The sequence below is a fragment of the Leifsonia sp. NCR5 genome (assembly GCF_002105485.1).
Classification (GTDB): domain Bacteria; phylum Actinomycetota; class Actinomycetes; order Actinomycetales; family Microbacteriaceae; genus Leifsonia.
The window spans coordinates 171,460-187,019 of record NZ_NCSR01000003.1 but is presented as its reverse complement, the minus strand read 5'-3'; the positions used below and the strand labels follow the sequence as shown (position 1 = coordinate 187,019).

The following is a 15,560-nucleotide window of genomic DNA, read 5'->3' as shown; positions in this document are numbered from 1 at the left end:
CGTCACTCACACCGCAGCTGCGCCTGAGCGCCATCCAGAGTGGGGTCATCTGGCCCTGGACTTCGCCCCGCGGCTCACGCTGATGCTTCGGGCGACCGCGTCGCGAGCAAAGGCCGATGCCGCGCACGCGCCGCCCGCGTTCCTGCCCGCCCGCCACCGCTGTGTACAGTGTCCGCATGTCTCTTGATCCGGTCGCCGTCACGCCCATCCGCGTCGCTCGTCTCCTCGTCGGGGAGGACGAGCGGCTGCCGGTCTACGTGCACCTCATCGACCATCCGGATGGACGGATCCTGGTCGACACCGGGCTGACGCAGCTGCACCCCGCGGTGGCTGACATGGACCCGCGCCTGGATGCTCTCGACCGGCACGACGAGCTGGACCTCGGAAGTATCACCGCGGTGGTCAACACCCACCTGCATTTCGACCACTGCGGAGGCAACCACCTGTTCGCCGGTCGGCCGATCTACGTGCAGCGGCAGGAGCTCGAGGATGCCCGCACGCTGGACGATTACACGATCCCGGACTGGGTGGACGCCCCCGGCGTGCAGTACACGGCCGTGGACGGCGAGTACGAGCTGGTGGCGGGAGTCCGGCTGCTGCCCGCTCCCGGCCACACCCGCGGATCCCAGATCGTCGTGATCGAGACGGGCGAGGGGCCGATCGTGATCGCCGGCGACACCGCCGTGTGGTTCGGGGAGCTCGACGAACCCAGCACCGAGGGGCAGCGGCTCATCCTGTCGCTGCACCCGCGGGAGGTGTGGTTCGCTCACGCGGACGAGCCGTGGCGACCGGCCGACTAGCCGCCCCTTAACAAACGAAAACGGGGGGAAAACTCCCTCCGCCATTTCTAATATATAGCACACCAGGGGGCTTGCCGCAAGGCCCCCTGTCGGGCGGAGAATCGTCCATCGTGACTCTCTCCCCCTCTGCCTTCGCCCTGCCCGAGCGACTCGCTGCCAAGCGGGACGCCCAGCTGATCGCGCGCGACGAGGAACAGTTCGCCGCCATCGCCACGAGCCTCGACGAGCAGATCGCCGAGCTGGAACGGCGGCTCGCCGAGGAGCGGCTGGCGCCCGTCGGCGAAGGGCAGGCCGCCCTCGACCGCGATATCGAGGTGCACCGGCTGACCGCCCGGCTGCGTGCGCTGCGCCGCTTCACCCTGGACCTGTGCCTCGGCAGGATCGTGGCCGACGACGGCTCGGAACCCGTCTACATCGGGCGCCTCAGCCTGTCCGATCGCGACGGCAAGCGGCTGCTCATCGATTGGAGGGCGCCGGCGGCCGAGCCGTTCTTCGCGGCGACGCACGCGCATCCCCAGGGGCTCGTCAGTCGTCGGCGCTACCGGTGGACGCGCGGCAGGGTGAGCGACTACTGGGACGAGGTCTTCACCGAGGACGGCCTGCAGGACGCGGCGGCGCTCGACGACCAGTCCGCCTTCATCGCCAGCCTCGGCAGCAGCCGCTCGCCCAGGATGCGCGACGTGCTGAGCACCATCCAGTCCGACCAGGATGCGATCATCCGGGCGGGCTCGCGGGGCCCGCTGGTGGTCGACGGCGGGCCGGGAACGGGCAAGACCGTCGTCGCGCTGCACCGTGCCGCCTACCTGCTCTACTCCGACCCGCGCATCTCGCGCGGCGACGACGGCGTGCTGTTCGTCGGGCCGAGCCAGGGCTATCTCGCGTACGTCGACGACGTGCTGCCCGGTCTCGGCGAGGAGAGCGTGCAGATCTGCACCCTCCGCGACCTCGTCGCCGAAGGCGCAGACGCGCAGGAGGAGGCCGACCGGCGGGTGGCTGCGCTGAAGTCGTCCGGCGCGCTGCTGGATGCGGTGGAGGCGGCCGTGCGGTACTACGAGGTCCCCCCATCTACAGCCCTCACGGTCGAGACGCCCTGGACGGACCTCCGGCTGAGCCCCGCGGAGTGGGCGGAGGCGTTCGACGCGCCCGACCCCGGCACGCCGCACAACGAGGCGCGCGACCAGGTCTGGGAGGCACTGCTCGACATCCTCACCGACGGGTTCGACGACGAGGAGGTCCCCCCGCATCAGGTGCGCAGGGCGCTGCTGCAGAACGAAGAACTGACCCGCACGTTCGCGCGCGCGTGGCCCGTGCTCGACCCGGTCGGCGTCGTCGGCGACCTCTGGTCGGTGCCCGCATACCTGCGGGTGTGCGCGCCATGGCTGACGCCGGAGCAGACGGAGCTGCTGCACCGGAGGGATGCGCGGGCCTGGACCGTCTCCGACCTCCCCTACTTGGATGCGGCCCGGAGGCGCATCGGCGACCCGGAGGCGTCCAAGCGCGACCGCCGCCGCGCCGCCACCCTCGCGGCGGAGCGGGAGCAGATGGCGAAAGTCATCGACGACCTGATCGCCGCAGACGACTCCGAGATGCTGGTGATGTCGATGCTTCGCAGACCGGATGCGCAGAACAGTCTCATCGACGAGGCGGCGCTGCCGAGCGTCGACCCCGACCTGCTGGCGGGGCCGTTCGCGCACATCATCGTCGACGAGGCGCAGGAGCTGTCCGACGCCGAATGGGGAATGCTGCTCCTCCGCTGCCCGTCCCGCAGCTTCACGATCGTCGGCGACCGCGCCCAGGCCAGGCACGGCTTCACGGAGACCTGGCAGGAACGCCTCGGCCGGATCGGCCTGCCGCACGCCGAGCTGGCCTCGCTGACCATCAACTACCGCACCCCGGAGGAGGTCATGGCGGAGGCCGAGCCGGTCATCCGGGCGGTGCTGCCTGACGCGAACGTGCCCACCTCCATCCGGAGCAGCGGCCTGCCGGTCACGCACGCGCCGGCGACAGAGCTGCAGCCGATCCTGGATGCGTGGCTCGCCGACCACGAGGAGGGCGAGGGCATCGCCTGCGTGATCGGGGCGGGCCGCGACGGCGCCGGCCTGTTCGCGGCGTCCCCGCGCATCCGGTATCTGACGCCCGAACTGTCGAAGGGCCTCGAGTTCGACCTCGTCGTGCTGCTCGATCCGGAGACGTTCGGGACGGGGATCGAGGGCGCGGTCGACCACTATGTGGCGATGACGCGCGCGACGCAGCAGTTGGTCGTGCTCACCACGCCCGAGGGGAGCGGCGCGGGGAGATGATTGACTCGTCGGGGGTCGACCTCGGGGTCAACGTGTCGGAGGAAGCAAGAGCATGGGCAATCAGCTGGAGGGCCGTCGCGTCCTGGTGACGGGTGCGGCGCGCGGACTGGGCAGGGCGATCGCCGTGGCGAGCGCTGCCGCGGGAGCGGATGTGGCGCTCGGTGTGCGCGACGAGACGGCGGTCTCCGGACTGGTCGCCGAGATCGAGGCGCTGGGCAGGCGGGCGCTTCCCGTCCGGATGGATGTGACCGACCTGCCGCAGAGTTACGCGGCGATCGACCGCGCGATCGAGGAGTTCGGCGGGCTGGATGTGCTCGTCAACAACGCGGGAGGCGGCGTGCCGGACCGTCCGATCGAGGAGTACACGGTCGACGTCTTCGACTCCCTCATCGACCTCAACGTGAAGTCGACCTTCTTCCTCAGCCAGTACGTCGGCGCCCATTTCATCGCCAACGGCGGCGGCTCGATCGTGAACATCGGCTCGCAGGCCGGCTCGGTCGCCCTGCCGGGCGAGGCGGTCTACTGCCTCAGCAAGTCGGCCGTCGCGCACCTGACGAAGAGCTTCGCCGTGGAGTGGGGCGTGCACGGGGTGCGGGTGAACTGCGTCGCGCCCACCTTCGTGCGCACGGACGGCACGGAGGAGATGCTGGCCGATCCCGCGTTCGAGGCCGACGTGATCGACCGGATCGCGGCACTGCACCGCATCGGAGAGCCGCGCGAGGTCGCGGACGCCGTGGTGTTCCTGGCCTCGGACGGCGCATCGCTGATCAGCGGGGAGACCCTGCACGTGGACGGCGGCTGGACCGCGCGCTGAGGATCGCGGAGACGGAGGATCATGGGCACGGAACGATCGAGGAAGGGACGCCGATGAGCACAGACAGGCGCAGCGCCGAACTCACCACGCTGCTCGGGATCGACACCCCGATCCTGCTCGGGCCGTTCGGCGGACTCTCCTCGGTGGAGCTGACCGCCACCGTCAGCGACCTCGGCGGGCTCGGCGGCTACGGCCTCTACGGCTATGACGCGGCGCGCATCGAGCAGACCGCCGCCGAACTCCGCGCCGGCACCGAGCGCCCGTTCGCGTTCAACCTGTGGCTTCCGCACGTTGAGCAGGGCGAGGCTGACGTGACCGACGCCGAGTTCGCCGCGGCAGTGGATGCGCTCCGCCCGATCTTCGACGAGCTCGGCCTCGAACTCCCCACCCGCCCCGACCGCTACCTTCCGACGTTCGAAGAGCAGTACGAGGCGACGCTCGCCGCATCCCCTGCCGCCATCAGTTTCGTGTTCGGCGTGCCCTCGCCCGAGGCGGTCGAGGCCGCTCACGCCCGCGGGATCGCGGTTGTCGGCACCGCCACGACCGTCGCGGAGGCCGTCGCGCTGCGGGACGGCGGCGTCGACGCCATCGTCGCCACCGGGATGGAGGCGGCCGGGCACCGCGTCTCGTTCCTGCGGCCGGCCGAGGAGTCGCTGATCGGCACGTTCGCGCTCATCCCGCAGGTGGTGGATGCGGTGGACGTGCCCGTCATCGCGGCTGGCGGCATCGCGGACCGGCGGGGCGTGCGTGCTGCGCTCGCGCTCGGCGCATCCGGGGTCCAGGTGGGCACGGCGTTCCTGGCCACGAACCAGTCGGCGGCGACGGATGCGCACCGCAGGGCCATCAGGGAGACACCGGCCGACCGCACGGTGCTGACCCGCTCGATGAGCGGACGGCTGGCACGCGGCGCGGCGAACAGGGCGGTGCGCACCATCGAAGCGGCGGGAGCGGTGGCCCCGTTCCCCGTGCAGAACTGGCTCACCGGACGCTTCCGCGCCGAGGCATCGCGCCGCGGCATCGGCGACCTGCAGTCGCTGTGGCTCGGGCAGGCGGCACCGCTGGTGCGGTCCGCCGACGCCGCTGACGTGTTCGCCGAGCTGGCCGCGGGGCTGGCCGCGTCGGCGTAGTGGTCGCGCGCCGCTAGACGAGGCGCTCGCGGGACTGCGTCGCCCAGAGCGTGCGGAGCGCTTCGGCGAGGCTGGGGAAGGTGCCGAGCTGGCGGTCCGCCCAGTCCCAGAGCAGGAAACCGGCGGCCGTGCGCCACACCTGCCCTGCGACGAGCAGGGTCTCGCGGAGTTGGATGTCCCAGCGCCCTTCGCCGGCATCCACCACGTCGAAAGCTTCGGTATATGTCATGTCCACCTCCTGGTCGGTGGACCGCACGCTACGCGCGGAGTGTGACCAACAGGCAAAGAACCGGCGACATTTCGTCGACGGCGCGACCGGATGGTGCAAAACTGGCCCTGCCGCGCAGGAAATCCGCCGAGGAGGCCCGCAATGCCGAAACAGTCCAAGCTCCAGAAGTCCGCCGCAGACGCGCTCGCGAAGGCGGAAGAGGCGCTCGCCGACGCGAAGCGCGCGGCGAAGAAGGTCGACAAAAAGGCCAGGAAGAAGGTCGAGGAGCTCGCAAGCGAGTTCGACCGACTGCGGAAGAAGTCGGCGGGGAAGCCCGCCGCGAAGAAGCCCGCGGAGAAGACGAGCGGGAAGAAGGACGCGGGGAAGGCGGCGAAGCCAGCCGCGACCAAGGCGGCAACCAAAGCCACCGCGCCAAAAGCCACCGGGCGGACGGTCGCCGCCCCGAAGGTCACAGCGCCGAAAGCCAGCGCTCCCAAAGCCACTCCCGCGAAAGCCACTGCCCCGAAGTCTCCCGCCAAGCGCCCCACCCCCGCGAAGCGCACCACCTCTTCCTCTTCCTCCTCCACCGCCGTCACCCCAGTCCCCGCCAGCGAGGTGCTGGCCGAACTCACCGTCGTCGAACTCCGACGCAGAGCGCGCAGCCGCAGTGTCGTCGGCTATTCGTCGATGACCAAGGCGCGTCTCGTGGAGGCTCTGTCCGCCACAAGTTGAGCGCAGCGCGCCACCGCACCCACGCGTCGGGCGGGTCGCAGTAGCCGGTCGTTCACCTGCTGGCTACTGTGGCCCCATAGGTTCGTTTCCTCGCCGTTCGGATGGAGTGACACGTGACCGAAGCTCGCACGGGCATCCTGGACCGCGGCGCGTTCGCCGCTGAGCCACGCACGCTGCTGGATGTGCTGCGCGCCACAGCGGCCGCACATCCGGATGCGTCCGCCCTGGAGGACGGGCGTGGCGCGCTCAGCTACCGCGAGTTGATGGCGGCGGTCGTGCGGGTGGCCGCTCGGCTGACGCTGGCGGGGGTGCGGCGCGGTGACAGGGTGGGCATCCGTCTCGCCTCCGGAACGCGCGAGCTGTACATCTCGATCCTCGCCGTGATCGCCGCGGGGGCCGCGTACGTTCCCGTGGATGCGGACGACCCGGAGGAGCGGGCGGACCTGGTCTTCGGCGAGGCGGCCGTGCGCGGCATCATCACCGGTGACGCCGAGTACCTGCCCACCGACCCGGCCGACGCGCTCGACGCCGCGCCGGTGGATGCGTCGTCGCAGCTCTTCGAGGGCGCCCCGGCGCATCCCAGCACCGCCACCACCCCGATCATCTCCGCGCCGACGCCGGACGACGACGCCTGGATCATCTTCACGTCCGGCTCCACCGGCACGCCGAAGGGCGTCGCCGTCAGTCACCGGTCCGCCGCGGCGTTCGTGGATGCGGAGGCCAGGCTGTTCCTGCAGGACGAGCCGATCGGTCAGAGCGACCGGGTGCTCGCCGGGCTGTCCGTCGCGTTCGACGCGTCGTGCGAGGAGATGTGGCTGGCCTGGCGGCACGGTGCGTGCCTCGTGCCCGCTCCGCGGTCGCTGGTGCGCAGCGGGATGGATCTCGGTCCGTGGCTGACCACGCGCGGCATCACCATCGTGTCGACGGTCCCGACGCTCGCCGCGCTGTGGCCCGCCGAGTCGCTGGAGAACGTGCGACTGCTGATCTTCGGCGGGGAGGCGTGCCCGCCGGAGCTGGTGGACAGGCTCGCCGTCGACGGGCGGGAGGTCTGGAACACCTACGGCCCGACCGAGGCGACCGTGGTGGCCTGCGGTTCCCTCCTGCGGCCGGGTGAGCCGGTGCGGATCGGTCTGCCGCTCGACGGCTGGGACCTGGCGGTGGTCGACGCCGACGGGCAGCCGGTGGGCGACGGCGAGGTGGGCGAGCTGATCATCGGCGGCGTCGGGCTGGCCCGCTATCTCGACCCGGCGAAGGATGCGGAGAAGTACGCTCCGCTGCCGACGCTCGGCTGGGAGCGGGCGTACCGCAGCGGCGACCTCGTGCGCTTCGACCCGGCCGGCCTGCTGTTCCAGGGCAGGGCGGACGACCAGGTGAAGGTCGGCGGCCGGCGCATCGAGCTGGGGGAGATCGAGTCCGCACTGCAGCAGTTGCCCGGCGTCTCCGCCGCCGCGGTCGCCGTGCGGACGACGGAGTCGGGCAACCAGGTGCTCGTCGGCTACCTGTCCGCCGTGGATCCCGGCGCGTTCGACAGGGCGGCCGCCCTTGCCCGGCTGCGCGAGGAGCTTCCCGCCGCGCTCGTCCCCCTGCTCGCGGTGCTCGGCGAGCTGCCGACCCGCACCTCCGGCAAGGTGGACAAGGCCGCGTTGCCGTGGCCGCTTCCGGCCGGTCAGGCACGCAGCGCTTCCGGCAGCGGCGCAGGGGGTAGCACTGGCGACGGCCTCGACGCCGACACCGGCCTCGACGCCGACCCGGTGCTCAGCGCCCTCGCCGCTGACTGGCAGGCGGTGCTCGGCCTCCCCGTCTCCGGCGACGGAGACAACTTCTTCGACCTCGGCGGCGGCTCGCTCTCCGCCGCGCAGCTGGTCACGCGCATCCGGCAGCGCGATCCGGAATTCACGGTGGCCGACATCTACGCGCATCCCCGGCTCGGGGCGATGGCGGCCGAGCTCGCCTCCCGCGCATCCGGTGCACGCGAGGCGACGGCATCCACCCACGCCGTGCCGCCCACCCCGGCCAGGATGCAGTGGTTGCAGACCGTGCTCGGGGTGCCGCTGTTCGTCCTCAGCGGTGTGCGCTGGCTGCTCTACGCCCTCACGGCGTCCGCGATCCTGCGGCTCTTCGACGGCTTCGGCTTCCTGCCGGCGACGCCGGCCTGGCTGCTGATCGTCGGTCTGCTCGTGTTCGCGACGCCGTTCGGCCGGATGGCCATCTCGGTCGTCTGCGCCAGGCTGCTGCTCTCCGGGGTGCGCGCCGGCGACTACCCGCGCGGCGGCGGCGTCCACCTGCGGCTGTGGCTCGCCGAACAGGTGGCCCACCAGGTCGGCGCGGTCAGCCTCGCCGGAGCGCCCTGGATCTCCTACTACGCCAGAGCGCTCGGCGCGCGCATCGGCCCGAACGTCGACCTGCACGCACTGCCGCCGGTCACCGGGATGCTCCGGATCGGCGACGGCGCGGCCATCGAACCGGAGGTGGACCTCTCCGGATACTGGATCGACGGCGACCTGCTGCGCATCGGCGCGGTGCGGATCGGCGCGAACAGCACGGTCGGCGCGCGGAGCACCCTGCTGCCGGGAACGCGCATCGGCAAGAACGCGCAGATCGATCCGGGCTCGTCGGTCTTCGGGCGCGTCCGGTCAGGCGAGCGCTGGGCCGGATCGCCCGCCGTGCGGGTGGGCCCGAGCGAACCGTGGTGGGATGAGGAGCGGCCCCCGCTGCGCAAACGCTGGCTGGCCGCATACGCCGTCGGTGGCGTGGTGGTGGCGTTGCTGCCGATCGTCGCGTTCGCGGCCGGCGGCGTGATCGTCGCGTTCGGGATGGCGGGGTCGGCGTCTATCGGCGAGGCTGCGCTGCGCGCCGCAGCGGCCCTGATTCCCGCCACTCTGGTCTCCGGATTCGTGCTCGCCGGGCTCGTGGTCGTGATCGTGCGGCTGCTCGGCCTCGGGCTCCGCGAGGGCATCTACCCGGTGCGCAGCTCGGTCGGCTGGGGGGTCTGGGCGACCGAGCGCGTGCTCGACCTCGCCCGCACCCTGCTGTTCCCGCTCTACGCCTCGCTGTTCACCCCCGTCTGGCTCCGGATGCTCGGGGCGGACATCGGCAGGGACGTCGAGGCGTCCACGGTGCTCCTCATCCCGGCGATGACACGGGTGAGGGACGGCGCCTTCCTCGCGGACGACACCCTGGTCGCGTCGTACGAACTGGGCGGCGGTCGGGTCAGGGTGGCGCGCTCCGACATCGGAGCGCGTGCCTTCCTCGGCAACTCCGGCATGGCGGCGCCCGGGCACCGCGTGCCGAAGGACGGGCTCGTCGCCGTGCTGTCCGCCGCACCACGCAAGTCCAAGCCGGGATCGTCGTGGCTCGGCTCGCCCCCTGTGCGACTCCGGCGCACCGCGGCGAGCGGCGACCTCAGCCGCACGTACAGCCCATCGGCGGGGCTCCGCTTGGCCCGCGCGCTCTGGGAGCTGTGCCGGATCGTGCCCGTGTTCGTCACCTGCGCCATCGGGCTCGGGGTGCTGTTCACGCTGACGGCGCTCGCCGAAGCCTGGGGGCCGTGGGCGGCCGTGCTGCTCAGCGGCGTGGTGATGCTCGCGTTCGGGGCGGTCGCCGCGGCCGTGAGCACGGTGGCGAAATGGGCGCTGGTGCAGCGCATCCGGGTGGCGGAGCATCCACTGTGGTCGTCGTTCGTGTGGCGCAGCGAGGTGTCCGACGCGTTCGTCGAGATGGTGGCGGCGCCGTGGTTCGCCCAGGCCGCCTCCGGCACGCCTGCCCTGGTGTGGTGGCTGCGCAGCCTCGGCGCGCGGATCGGGCGCGGGGTGTGGTGCGAGAGCTACTGGCTGCCGGAGGCCGACCTGGTGAGGCTGGGCGACGCATCCACTGTGAATCGCGGCTGCGTCGTGCAAACGCACCTGTTCCATGATCGAATCATGAGCATGGACACGGTGACTTTGGAGACCGGCGGCACCCTCGGGCCGCACAGCGTCATCCTCCCCGCCGCCAGGATCGGGGCGCACGCGACGGTCGGACCGGCGTCGCTCGTGATGCGCGGGGAGCTCGTCCCCGACCGCAGCAGGTGGAGCGGCAACCCGATCGGGCCGTGGCGCGAGGTCAAGGTCGCCGACTACCACGCGACGGTCTCATGACCTCGGCGTCCGCGGGTTCCCGCGGCGTCGGCGACGACTACCTCCCGCACTCCGGCAACGGTGGATACGGCGTCGACGCGTACGATCTCGACCTGCGCTACCGCGTGGCCACCAACCGGCTGGATGCGCGGGCCGTCATCACCGCGACGGCCACCCAGGAGCTCTCGTCGTTCAGTCTCGACCTGGTGCGGCTGAAGGTGGGAAAGGTGTCCGTGGACGGCGGCCGCCGCACCCGTTTCCGGCAGGCGGCCTCGAAGCTCGTGGTCACGCCGGAGCAGCCGATCCCGGCCGGCGCGACGTTCACGGTCGCCGTGGACTATGCGGGCTCGCCCGCTCCGCGGCGCAGTGCCTGGGGGCTGGTCGGCTGGGAGGAGCTGACCGACGGCGTGATCGTGGCGGCGCAGCCGTCCGGGGCGCCCACCTGGTTCCCCTGCAACGATCACCCGTCCGACCGGGCGAGGTACCGCATCCGGGTCTCGGCCGAGCAGCCGTACACGGTGGTGGCGACGGGTGAGCTGGTCGACCGGACCGTGTCGGCCGGGCGCGCAACGTGGACGTACGAGTGCGACGTGCCCACCGCCAGCTACCTCGCGACCGTGCAGATCGGCCGGTATGCGCTGGCCGAGCAGCAGGCCGCCGATGCCGCGATCGGGTTCGCGTACCCGGCCGAGCTGGAGCAGCGGCTCTCCGCCGACTTCGCGCGGCTGCCCGACATGGTCGGATACTTCTCCGAGGCGTTCGGGCCGTACCCGTTCGACCGGTACACGGTGGTCGTCACCGCCGACGACCTCGAGATCCCGCTCGAAGCGCAGGCGTCGGCGATCTTCGGCGCGAACCACGTCGACGGGGAGGGCGGCTCCGAGCGCCTGATCGCGCACGAGCTCGCCCACCAGTGGTTCGGCAACAGTGTCGGCCTGGCGGCGTGGAAGCACATCTGGCTCAACGAGGGCTTCGCCTGTTACGCGGAGTGGCTGTGGTCGGAGGCGGCGGGCAAGGAGCACGCGGACACCCTCGCCAGGAGGTATCACGCCGCGCTGGCGAGATTGCCCCAGGACATCCTGCTCAGCGATCCGGGCGCGGCGAGCATGTTCGATGACCGCGTGTACAAGCGGGGAGCGCTCGCCCTGCACGCGCTGCGCCTCACGGTCGGCGACGAGCGCTTCTTCGCGCTGCTGCGCGCCTGGACGGCGTCGTACCGCTTCGCGACCGTCACCACCGACGACTTCCGCTCGTTCGCCGCCGAGACGACGGGCGCCGACCTGGATGCGCTCTTCGACGCCTGGCTGGACGACCTGCCGCTCCCCGCGTTGCCCGCGACGGGCGTCACCCTTCGATCGCGACGGTGACGTACAGGTCGTCGCCGAGGTGCGCATCCCGCACCTCGTAGCGGCGCGGATCGCCGGGGACCGACGCGATGAGCAGGTCTCCGGTGTGCTCGAAGGCCACGGCGGCCGGGTCGACCCGCAGCCCGCGGCCGTCGGCCTTGAGGACGGCCTCGATCCTCGTCCACTGGCGCAGGTCGGTGGCTCCGGCCGCGGCCGTGGTCGCGGTCTCGGGCGCGGTGCTGGGCTCCGCATCCACTCCGACCGAGCCGCCCGCCAGCGCCGCCGCCACCGTGACATCGCCCGCGTGCGCGAGGGACACGCGAACCCCTGTGGCCGCATCCGGTGCCATCACCACGGGACGCCCGTGCTCGCCGCCGCAGTCGGGGCAGCGCGCCGCGATGCGCACGTCGTCGGCCGGCACGGCGGCCAGCTCGGCCACGAGCTCGCGCAGCATGGCACGGCCGTCGACCGCTGTGCCGCGTCGGAGGAGGAGGTCGCCGGTGCGCACGCGCTCAGTGTGCCACGGGATTCACAGGTTTTCGTCACCTGGCCACGGCACGCTTCGAGCATGGCGGAGAAGAAGAGCGAGCGGGCAGCGATCGACGACGTGATCACGCGTCTGAAGAAGAAGTATCCGGAAGCCTCCGGCAAGCACATCGAGAAGCTCGTCGAGGAGAACTACGACTCCTTCAAGAACGCCAGGCTGCGCGACTACATCGCCGTGCTCGTGGAGCACGGGGCGAAGTCGGCGCTCCAGAACGAGAAGCGCAAGAAGAAGTAGTTCCGGCCCTATCCGGCGGCGTCCCCGGCTCGCTACGCTCAGACCAGTCCGCGCCGTCGGGCGCTGACCCGAGAGCAGGGGTGTGGCGATGGGCACTTTGACGCAATGGGAACAGGACGAAGTCGCGAAAGCGAATGAGAGCGGCAGGCGACCGGTGGTGTTCGTCCACGGGCTGTGGCTGCTGTCGAGCAGCTGGGACAAATGGCGGGCGCTCTTCGAAGACCAGGGCTATGCCACTATCGCGCCGGGCTGGCCGGACGACCCGGGCAGCGTCGAGGAGGCGCGGCGTGATCCGGAGGTCTTCGCCAAGAAGATGGTCAAGCAGGTCACAGAGCACTACCTCGAAGCGATCGACGCTCTCGAGCACGAGCCGGTGGTGATCGGCCACTCGTTCGGCGGGCTGATCGCGCAGAAGATCGCGGGTGAGGGCGTCGCGGCGGCCACGGTGTCGATCGACAACGCGCCGTTCCAGGGCGTGCTCCAGCTCCCCGCCTCGTCGCTGAAGTCGGCGGCGCCGGTGCTCACCAACCCGACCAACATCGGCAAGGCAGTGTCGCTCACGTTCGAGCAGTTCCGCTACGGCTGGGCCAACCACGTCGACGAGGCGGAAGCGCGTGAGCTGTACGAGACGTACCACGTGCCCACGTCCGGAGTGCCGCTGTTCCAGGCAGCGACGGCCAACTTCAACCCGTTCGCCGAGACCAAGGTCGACACGAAGAACCCGGAGCGCGGGCCGCTGCTGCTCATCTCGGGCGAGGGTGACAACACGGTGCCAGCGTCGATCGTCGAGGCCAGCTACAAGATCCAGTCCCGCAACGAGGGAGTGACCAGGCTGGCCACGGTGCCGAACCGCGGCCACTCGCTCACGATCGACAGCGGCTGGCGCGAGGTCGCGGACATCGCGCTCGAGTTCGTCCAGGAGTTCGCGCCGGTCGAGTCATGACCGGCGCCGACGTGGCCGGGCCGCGCATCCGGAGCAGGAAGGGCTGACATGGACCTCGGACTCGACGGAAAGCGGGTGCTCGTCACCGGCGCAGGGCGGGGGATCGGGCTGGCGATCGTGCGTGCGTTCCTCGCGGAGGGCGCGACGGTGGTCGGCGCCTCCCGCCGCGCGACAGACGAGACGACGGCGCTGGTGGACGCCGACGACCGGTTCTCGTTCTTCGGCGTCGACCTCTCCGACCCGGCAGGGCCGGCGGCGATGGTGGATGCGTTCCCGGGCCAGATCGACGTGCTCGTGAACAACGTCGGGTCGGCTCCCGTGCGGCCGGGCGGCTTCGCGTCGATCGACGACGAGACGTGGGCGCAGACCATCGGGCTCAATCTGCTCGCGGCGGTGCGCGCCTGCCGGTCGGCACTCCCGCGGCTGGCCGAGCGGGGGAGCATCCTGAACATCGTGTCGGAGAACGCGATCCTCGCCGACCCGCAGGTGCTCGACTACAGCGCGGCGAAGGCCGCCCTGCTGAGCGTGACGAAGTCGCTGTCGAAGGAGCTCGGGCCGCGAGGGTTCCGGGTGAACTCGATCAGTCCGGGACCGGTCGAGACGGCGCTCTGGCTCGGTGACAGCGGGGTGGCGGCGACGGTCTCGAAGGCGCAGAACATCGACCCGGCCGCGGTGCGGGCGGGGGCGGAGAGCCAGATGGCGACCGGGAGGTTCACCCGGCCGGAGGAGGTCGCGGACTTGGCCGTCATGCTGTCCAGCCCCCGGCTCGGCAACCTGACCGGGGCCGACGTGGTCATCGACGGCGGGATGCGTCCGACGATGTAGCGGCGGTGTCTGCGGTGGCGGTGAGGGCTTTGAGGTCGGCGAGGGCGGCGCGCACGTAGTCGTCGATGGTGGTGCCGGGCTCTGCCGCGATCCAGCGCGCGAACGCGGCGCGGAACACCGTCACCGCAGACTCGGCGGCCAGGTTCGCCTCCGCGGCCGGCACCCCGCGGGCGCGGAGCGCGTCCGCCGCGGCGGCCCCGAGCGCCCACATCTTGAGCAGCTCGCGCTCCAGCAGGCTCGTGTTAGCGGCGATGACCTGCGCGCGCAACAGCGCGAACGGCCGGCGATCCTCCAGGATGCGCGAGGCCAGTGCGAGCGCTTCGCCCGCGATCTCGAGCGGGGCGGCGTCGGCGGGTGCGTCCGCGATTCCAGCGACCGTGGCGTTCTGGAGCGCGTTGGAGCCGTCGAACAGCACCTCGCGCTTGTCGGCGAAGTGGCGGAAGAAGGTGCGCTCCGTCACGCCGGCGCGCTCGGCGATGTCGGCGACTGTCGTTCGGTCGTAGCCGCGCTCCGCGTACAGCTCGAGCGCGGCGACGGCGAGGCGGCCGCGCGCATCCGGTTCCCATCGTGCCACAGGATGATTCTACTGATGACAGTCACTGTCATGTGGTGCTAGCCTGATGACAGTTACTGACATCAAAGGAAGTAGGCGTCACATGCGCGTATTCGTCACGGGAGCATCCGGCTGGATCGGCTCCGCCGTCGTCCCAGAACTCCTCTCCGCCGGCCACACGGTCGTCGGCCTCGCCCGGTCCGACGCATCGGCCGCCGCGCTCGAAGCGGTCGGCGCCCGGGGCCACCGCGGCAGCCTCGACGACCTGGATTCGCTGAAGGCGGGCGCAGCGGAGTCGGAGGGGGTCATCCACCTGGCGTTCAAGCACGACTTCTCCGACTACCAGGGCGCTGGGCGCACGGAGCGCGCCGCCATCGAGACCCTCGCCGGCGAGCTCGAAGGCTCTGGCCGCCCGTTCCTGTTCGCCTCCGGCGTCGCCCTGCTCGCACCCGGCCGCTTGGCGACCGAGCGCGACGTGTCGCCGTACAGCGGGCCGGACGCCCCGCGCGGCGGAGCAGAGCCGCTCGCCTTCGGCTACGCGGAGCGGGGCGTGCGCCCGGTCAGCCTGCGCTTCGCGCCGACCGTCCACGGCGACGGCGACCACGGCTTCACGGCCGCGCTCGTCGACATCGCCCGCCGCACCGGCGTGGCCGCCTACATCGGCGACGGCGCCAACCGCTGGCCCGCCGTCCACCGGCTCGACGCCGCCCATCTGGTGCGCCTCGCGCTCGACGGCGCCCCGGCGGGCAGCGTCGTGCACGCGGTCGCCGAGGAGGGCGTGCCGACCCGTGACATCGCGACGGCCATCGGGCAGGGACTCGGCCTGCCCGTCGTCTCCATCCCGGCGGAGGACGCGCCGGAGCACTTCGGCTGGCTCGGACAGTTCTTCGGCGCCGACGTCCCCGCGTCGAGCGCGCTGACGCGGGAACTCCTCGGCTGGACGCCGACGCATCCTGGACTGCTGGACGATCTCGCCGCCGGGTACTACTTCCGTGCGGCCGCCTGAGCTGATCGAG

General features: G+C 71.6%; 14 protein-coding genes. 11 read left to right on the top strand and 3 right to left on the bottom strand.

Annotated elements, in window-relative coordinates:
- Positions 1 to 176: 176 nt before the first annotated feature.
- The 4 genes from B7438_RS04370 to B7438_RS04355 all read left to right on the top strand — a co-directional run bounded on the left by B7438_RS04370 (position 177) and on the right by B7438_RS04355 (position 5,041).
- The gene (locus B7438_RS04370) at positions 177 to 800 is read left to right on the top strand and encodes an MBL fold metallo-hydrolase (RefSeq protein ID WP_085368320.1); all 624 of its coding nucleotides are present in this window, start codon (positions 177 to 179) and stop codon (positions 798 to 800) included.
- A 107-nt stretch (positions 801 to 907) separates the two neighbouring features.
- Positions 908 to 3,100, top strand: coding sequence for an RNA polymerase recycling motor ATPase HelR (gene helR, locus B7438_RS04365; RefSeq protein WP_085368410.1), 2,193 nt, complete (start codon positions 908 to 910; stop codon positions 3,098 to 3,100).
- 52 nt (positions 3,101 to 3,152) lie between these two features.
- Positions 3,153 to 3,914 (top strand): SDR family NAD(P)-dependent oxidoreductase, encoded by a 762-nt coding sequence (locus tag B7438_RS04360; protein WP_085368319.1) that lies wholly within the window; start codon positions 3,153 to 3,155, stop codon positions 3,912 to 3,914.
- 53 nt (positions 3,915 to 3,967) lie between these two features.
- Positions 3,968 to 5,041, top strand: a complete 1,074-nt coding sequence (locus B7438_RS04355) for a nitronate monooxygenase family protein (RefSeq protein ID WP_085368318.1) — start codon at positions 3,968 to 3,970, stop codon at positions 5,039 to 5,041.
- Positions 5,042 to 5,054: 13 nt separating this feature from the next.
- Here B7438_RS04355 and B7438_RS04350 read toward each other — a convergent pair whose 3' ends face one another.
- On the bottom strand, positions 5,055 to 5,270 hold the full coding sequence (locus B7438_RS04350; protein ID WP_085368317.1) for a hypothetical protein: 216 nt from the start codon (positions 5,268 to 5,270) through the stop codon (positions 5,055 to 5,057).
- A gap of 141 nt (positions 5,271 to 5,411) precedes the next feature.
- Here B7438_RS04350 and B7438_RS04345 point away from each other — a divergent pair, with 141 nt between their 5' ends.
- From B7438_RS04345 to B7438_RS04335, 3 genes are all read left to right on the top strand, one after another.
- Positions 5,412 to 5,981 carry a hypothetical protein gene (locus B7438_RS04345; protein ID WP_085368316.1) on the top strand — a complete coding sequence of 190 codons (570 nt, stop codon included), beginning with the start codon at positions 5,412 to 5,414 and terminating at the stop codon, positions 5,979 to 5,981.
- Positions 5,982 to 6,094: 113 nt separating this feature from the next.
- Positions 6,095 to 10,117 carry a Pls/PosA family non-ribosomal peptide synthetase gene (locus B7438_RS04340; protein ID WP_085368315.1) on the top strand — a complete coding sequence of 1,341 codons (4,023 nt, stop codon included), beginning with the start codon at positions 6,095 to 6,097 and terminating at the stop codon, positions 10,115 to 10,117.
- Positions 10,114 to 11,463 carry a M1 family metallopeptidase gene (locus tag B7438_RS04335; RefSeq protein WP_085368314.1) on the top strand — a complete coding sequence of 450 codons (1,350 nt, stop codon included), beginning with the start codon at positions 10,114 to 10,116 and terminating at the stop codon, positions 11,461 to 11,463. The genes B7438_RS04340 and B7438_RS04335 overlap by 4 nt, the downstream gene beginning before the upstream one ends.
- Here B7438_RS04335 and B7438_RS04330 read toward each other — a convergent pair.
- Positions 11,441 to 11,950, bottom strand: a complete 510-nt coding sequence (locus B7438_RS04330; protein ID WP_085368313.1) for a 4'-phosphopantetheinyl transferase superfamily protein — start codon at positions 11,948 to 11,950, stop codon at positions 11,441 to 11,443. The two genes, B7438_RS04335 and B7438_RS04330, sit on opposite strands and share 23 nt — an antisense overlap.
- Before the next feature lie 60 nt (positions 11,951 to 12,010).
- On the opposite strand from B7438_RS04330, the gene B7438_RS04325 reads away from it, so the two are divergent.
- The 3 genes from B7438_RS04325 (at position 12,011) to B7438_RS04315 (ending at position 13,991) form a co-directional block, all read left to right on the top strand.
- A complete protein-coding gene (locus tag B7438_RS04325) occupies positions 12,011 to 12,223 on the top strand; it encodes a three-helix bundle dimerization domain-containing protein (RefSeq protein ID WP_085368312.1) in 213 nt (70 codons plus the stop codon).
- 154 nt (positions 12,224 to 12,377) lie between these two features.
- On the top strand, positions 12,378 to 13,166 hold the full coding sequence (locus B7438_RS04320; RefSeq protein ID WP_256921861.1) for an alpha/beta hydrolase: 789 nt from the start codon (positions 12,378 to 12,380) through the stop codon (positions 13,164 to 13,166).
- Positions 13,167 to 13,214: 48 nt separating this feature from the next.
- Complete coding sequence (locus B7438_RS04315; protein WP_085368310.1) at positions 13,215 to 13,991, top strand: SDR family NAD(P)-dependent oxidoreductase; 777 nt, start codon at positions 13,215 to 13,217, stop codon at positions 13,989 to 13,991.
- On the opposite strand, the gene B7438_RS04310 is transcribed toward B7438_RS04315, so the two are convergent.
- Positions 13,960 to 14,565 carry a TetR/AcrR family transcriptional regulator gene (locus B7438_RS04310; RefSeq protein WP_085368309.1) on the bottom strand — a complete coding sequence of 202 codons (606 nt, stop codon included), beginning with the start codon at positions 14,563 to 14,565 and terminating at the stop codon, positions 13,960 to 13,962. The two genes, B7438_RS04315 and B7438_RS04310, sit on opposite strands and share 32 nt — an antisense overlap.
- Before the next feature lie 82 nt (positions 14,566 to 14,647).
- Between B7438_RS04310 and B7438_RS04305 the strand changes: the two genes are divergently transcribed.
- On the top strand, positions 14,648 to 15,550 hold the full coding sequence (locus tag B7438_RS04305) for an SDR family oxidoreductase (protein WP_085368308.1): 903 nt from the start codon (positions 14,648 to 14,650) through the stop codon (positions 15,548 to 15,550).
- Positions 15,551 to 15,560 lie beyond the last annotated feature (10 nt).

Bases quoted from the DNA above. Each gene is read 5' to 3' on its own strand.
- B7438_RS04325 (WP_085368312.1), top strand. From the start codon at position 12,011: ATGGCGGAGAAGAAGAGCGAGCGGGCAGCGATCGACGACGTGATCACG.
- B7438_RS04370 (WP_085368320.1), top strand. From the start codon at position 177: ATGTCTCTTGATCCGGTCGCCGTCACGCCCATCCGCGTCGCTCGTCTC.
- B7438_RS04350 (WP_085368317.1), bottom strand. From the start codon at position 5,270: ATGACATATACCGAAGCTTTCGACGTGGTGGATGCCGGCGAAGGGCGC.
- B7438_RS04305 (WP_085368308.1), top strand. From the start codon at position 14,648: ATGCGCGTATTCGTCACGGGAGCATCCGGCTGGATCGGCTCCGCCGTC.
- B7438_RS04345 (WP_085368316.1), top strand. From the start codon at position 5,412: ATGCCGAAACAGTCCAAGCTCCAGAAGTCCGCCGCAGACGCGCTCGCG.
- B7438_RS04335 (WP_085368314.1), top strand. From the start codon at position 10,114: ATGACCTCGGCGTCCGCGGGTTCCCGCGGCGTCGGCGACGACTACCTC.
- B7438_RS04355 (WP_085368318.1), top strand. From the start codon at position 3,968: ATGAGCACAGACAGGCGCAGCGCCGAACTCACCACGCTGCTCGGGATC.
- B7438_RS04315 (WP_085368310.1), top strand. From the start codon at position 13,215: ATGGACCTCGGACTCGACGGAAAGCGGGTGCTCGTCACCGGCGCAGGG.
- B7438_RS04360 (WP_085368319.1), top strand. From the start codon at position 3,153: ATGGGCAATCAGCTGGAGGGCCGTCGCGTCCTGGTGACGGGTGCGGCG.